At 55.0% G+C, this 4,222-nt stretch carries 8 protein-coding genes; all 8 read right to left on the bottom strand.

Annotation, left to right across the window (positions count from 1 at the left end):
* On the bottom strand, nucleotides 1–257 hold a 257-nt coding region (locus RC85_RS28715), incomplete at its 3' end, for a hypothetical protein (protein ID WP_238383225.1).
* Between the two features lie 149 nt (nucleotides 258–406).
* Complete coding sequence (locus tag RC85_RS24940; RefSeq protein ID WP_068267527.1) at nucleotides 407–874, bottom strand: hypothetical protein; 468 nt, start codon at nucleotides 872–874, stop codon at nucleotides 407–409.
* Nucleotides 875–1,002: 128 nt separating this feature from the next.
* A complete protein-coding gene (locus RC85_RS27240; RefSeq protein ID WP_149753223.1) occupies nucleotides 1,003–1,326 on the bottom strand; it encodes a hypothetical protein in 324 nt (107 codons plus the stop codon).
* On the bottom strand, nucleotides 1,327–1,521 hold the full coding sequence (locus tag RC85_RS27850; RefSeq protein WP_149753222.1) for a hypothetical protein: 195 nt from the start codon (nucleotides 1,519–1,521) through the stop codon (nucleotides 1,327–1,329). It lies immediately after the preceding gene.
* 470 nt (nucleotides 1,522–1,991) lie between these two features.
* Entirely contained in the window at nucleotides 1,992–2,411 is a 420-nt protein-coding gene (locus RC85_RS24930; protein ID WP_149753220.1) for a hypothetical protein, read from the bottom strand.
* 45 nt (nucleotides 2,412–2,456) lie between these two features.
* Complete coding sequence (locus tag RC85_RS27235; RefSeq protein ID WP_157594061.1) at nucleotides 2,457–2,771, bottom strand: hypothetical protein; 315 nt, start codon at nucleotides 2,769–2,771, stop codon at nucleotides 2,457–2,459.
* Between the two features lie 438 nt (nucleotides 2,772–3,209).
* Nucleotides 3,210–3,602, bottom strand: coding sequence for a DUF6331 family protein (locus RC85_RS29115; RefSeq protein WP_420821407.1), 393 nt, complete (start codon nucleotides 3,600–3,602; stop codon nucleotides 3,210–3,212).
* A complete protein-coding gene (locus tag RC85_RS27230; RefSeq protein ID WP_157594060.1) occupies nucleotides 3,599–3,769 on the bottom strand; it encodes a hypothetical protein in 171 nt (56 codons plus the stop codon). The genes RC85_RS29115 and RC85_RS27230 overlap by 4 nt, the downstream gene beginning before the upstream one ends.
* Nucleotides 3,770–4,222: the final 453 nt, after the last annotated feature.

The following is a 4,222-nucleotide window of genomic DNA, read 5'->3' as shown; positions in this document are numbered from 1 at the left end:
CTACGAAGTTGCGGTCGGAACCACCTTGGAGGCGACGACGTTCCGTATCGGCGGCGATCAGTGAAGATGCGTGACCAAGGAAGATCGCCGCCGATACGGTACGTCGTCGCCGGTCGTGCAAGCAAAGAGTAAAACGTCGCATCGCCAACACGATTATGAATTGATCGAGGAACCATCAACGTTGGTTCAGGCATCGTTTGCAGTGAGTCAATCGTGGTCCATGTGAAGCCGGAGCGATGGCGTGGAGCGATCGGCATGGAATCCATGCGTCGGTTGTGCCCCGCAGGGCGCGAGGCGGGCAGCAAGTGTCCGCGGCTCAGTCGGATAACGCTACCGATCACCGGGTCGGGAGTGTCGATGTTCCATTTGAAAACGGCCGCAAGCCCGACTCCGGTGCATCGGATGGTTATCCGCCATTTTGGGGTTTTGATTGATGAGCAATGAATGATCGTACCATTTCGTTAGGTTCCGCGCCAGTCCACACCGTGCGGAAAACACCGCCGTCAGCGCGCGTAACGGGCGAAGCGGCGTTGTCCGGACCCGGTTGATAGGTCCAGTCGACGTCGACCATCGAACGCAACTTTGCAATGTAATCGGCATCCGACATTCGTTCTCCATGCTCATCGGATCGCGAGAAGAGCATGGGTTCGTGTTCGTTGATAACGGTCGCTAGGTCGTCCCACCCAGAAGGCCATTTGCCGTCGTTTTGATCTAAGTAAGTCGTAAGCAGCGTGCCCGTATCCCAAGCAGCGTAAGCCTCGGGTATTTCACCGATGGTCCGAATGACGGACCAAGCAACCATCCCGGCGGCCACAAGCAACGCAAGCGCGAAGAACTGGAGGAATCGTCGCTTCGTGATCTTGTTTCGCAACATGATTCAGTCGGATAACGGTATGCATCACCGAGGTGGCGGGATTAGACGTGCAAGCAAAGAGGAAAGTGTGCGGCCGCCACTCCGGTGCATGCAATGGTTATCCGTATGCTTGAAGCACCCAAGAAAGGTCATGAAGCCATGATCCCGAGGATCACCAAAAATGCAGAGGCGAGTAGGGCAAGCCCCGAAAGCAAAGAACGAGCAATGTACACGGCAATGAGTCCCGATAGTAAAGCGAGCAGCGAGATGGCGATAAGGAGTATTGCGTGGTCGAAATCAAGGCCGAATCGCCCTGGTTTGTCGAAGCCGATGTCACCGAACATAAGGATCAACGCACAAATCACCAAACAGCCAGTTGCGCCCCATGAGTACATCTCGGACAAGTTGCGCGACGCGACAGGAACCGCTCGCTCCTCAGTTGTGCTCGACGGCGAGTATGGATCGGTATTCATTTAAGGGCAAGCGTCGACATAAGAAGGGGAGGCGTCAGTCGGATAACGGCAAGCATCACCGAGGTGGCGGGATTTGACGTGCAAGCAGAGAGGAAAGCGTGCGGCCGCCACTCCGGTGCATGCAATGGTTATCCGCAAAGCACCATCGCGATAGGGTCCGTCAGCGCGGACTTCGTCCACGTAGGTGACAATCACCAAGTTCAAAGCGTAGCGAAGTTTCGTTGGTCAAGCAAGTTTCGGCTAGCAGCAGTAAATCGAGTATTCAAGGGCAGGCGTTGGTTGATGCCACGCAGTGCATCCGGCACGTCAGCATTAGTTGAGCATTGGAATTTGGGCGTCGGTTGATGCCCCGCAGGGCAGTCTGAACTTGAGTATTGAACGAGCGTTGGGGGCAAAGCGGTCATGCTGTACGCGTTGGTTGTGCCCCGCAGGGCACGAGGCGGGCAGCAAGTGTCCGCGGCCCAGTCGGATAACGTCTAGGATCACCGGGTGGGGACGGAAAGGTCAACCATCACGGAAAAACACGCAAGCCCCACTCCGGTGCATCCTTTGGTTATCCGAGCCGTCGTATGGTCAGCATGGAGAACGCCAGCGAGCATGGGCCGCGAGAGCGGAAAACAACGACGGAACGTCGCCACCAGCAATTGTGTATGCAGGGCATAGGGCTATAGCGGTGCACCGAGTATGAACGACGTCAGGAAGTAGGTGAAGGGTAGGACTGCCGCAACACCTCCGACCAGCATCCGACCGCAGTTGCGCAAGTTCTCGCTGCGATGAAATTCGGCGCTGGGTGTCACCCAGATCGAGAATCCCATGAAGACCGAAAACACCAGTAGTGCAAGCCCTATCAGAGCAAGCGGAAACGAAAGGATGGCGACAACCAAAACGGCGTCAGGAAACCGACGGACAGGCAGTTGGGCGACCGCGAATAAGATCGCCGCGAAGAAGGTCAACCAAAGTAGAGATGAGAGTCGGAATTGCATCGTGTAACGCAACGGGATGCAGCGCCCAGTCGGATAACGGTATGCATCACCGAGGTGGCGGGATTTGACGTGCAAGCAGAGAGAAAAGTGTGCGGCCGCCACTCCGGTGCATGCGATGGTTATCCCCGATTGTGACGAATACTTGCGTCAAATGCGTCCAAAGCCGTCCCAGAATCTTGAAAAGTAAAAATGGAAGTTTAGTAGGGAGAGTGCGGCAATCAATGCTAACGACAGAACCATTAGCCAGGCATGCTTGCGGGAATCGCAGAATACCAGGCTGGAGCAACCGATAGTGATGGCAAACACAGGAAAACACTTCGTCCAAATCGGGCCAAAGTTCGACGTGGAAATGCGGCCGAACAAATCGGGGCCGAAAGTGTAGATGAACGCATCGGCGATGAAGATCAAGGCAGTTGAGGTAATGATCCAAATTGCAACGTAGTCCGGCTTATCGCCACGCATCGTTAAGCTCGGTATCGGTTTCATTCCAAGGCTGCGATTTGTGGTTAGTGGGATAACGGTAGCGATTTGCGGGTGGCGAGAGAAGACTTGCAAGCAGAGGACACAGCGTTGCCGCCACTCCGTCAACATCGCATGGTTATCCGCGATTATGGGGAGGGAGTGCAGGTTCAATTGGAGTGAAGTTTCAGAATCATCTTAGTCGTTCGAGGTCAGGAAAAAATTAGATCCTCGGAACCGGAGTTAGTGAAGAAGGCACAAGCCTAAATTTGCAGTTGGTGTTTGATTGAAGCGTAAAGTGTGGGCCGGGTACTCCCGGTCGGATAACGACCGGCATCACCGGGCCGGGACGGTTGATGTTCCATTTGTGAAAACGCGCAAGCCCGGCTCCGGTGCATGCCATGGTTATCCGCAATTCTGGATAGAGGCGAGATTACTGTGTCAGTCGTCACGGGACCGTACCCGCAGCGATAGTATGGCATGGTCGAGAAGAATGGTAAAGTCGTTCCGATCAACGAATTGGTTGAGCTTAGTTGAAGCTAGAATTGGGTCAGGCAAGTTAGCAATGTGGTGACGTAGTTGGATCAGCCTATCACGTGTGTCCGCGTAGGGTGATGCGTTGAATGCAGCAATAATGTCAGATGCGTGCCAGCCAAAGGCGTCAAAACCGCAGCATTCTGCGACGCAGTGGACTTGGAGTTGCATCCAGAATTCGTGGGTATTCTCCAGCAGAGCGTCAATCGGGCATCGCGTAACCGAACCGGATATGTCGGTAAGGATCAGAGCGCGATCATCGGACAGATGCACTTGTGGCGGAGGTGGGTCACGTTTCATCGTAATTCAGTCGGATAACGGTAAGCATCACCGAGGTGGCGGGATTTGACGTGCAAGCAGAGAGAAAAGTGTGCGGCCGCCACTCCGGTGCATGCAATGGTTATCCGAAACACACCATTGCGATGCGGTCCGTCAGCGCGGACTTCGTCCACGTAGGTGACAGCCACCGTGTTGAAAGCGTAACAAAGAATCGCCGGCAAAGCAAGTTTTGGCGGTCAAGAGTAAAGGAGGGCAAGAAGACAGGCGTTGGTTGGTGCCACGCAGTGCATCCGGCACTTCGGCGTTGTTCGAGTATTGGAAGTCAGGCGTCGGTTAGTGCCCCGCAGGGCAGTCGGCATTTCGAAGTTGGTCGAGCGTTGGGGGCAAGGCGTTCTTGGTCGAGCATTGGAGATGCCCCGCAGGGCGCGAGGAAGGCAGCAAATGTCCGCCGTTCAGTCGGATAACGGCCGGGATCACCGGGTACGGAGAGAAAAGTCAACCATCACAGAAAATCGCGCAAGCCGTACTCCGGTGCATCCCATGGTTATCCGCGATCATGTTTACGTTGGTGACCGCCACCTGCGAGGCGGTCAGTCGGAACGCCAGTGTAACGAAGTGATTGCGGTTACGTCAAATTTGCC

Source organism: Rubripirellula obstinata (assembly GCF_001642955.1).
Lineage (GTDB): Bacteria > Planctomycetota > Planctomycetia > Pirellulales > Pirellulaceae > Rubripirellula > Rubripirellula obstinata.
Note: the sequence above shows the minus strand (reverse complement) of the source record. Positions and strands in the feature narration are given on the sequence as shown.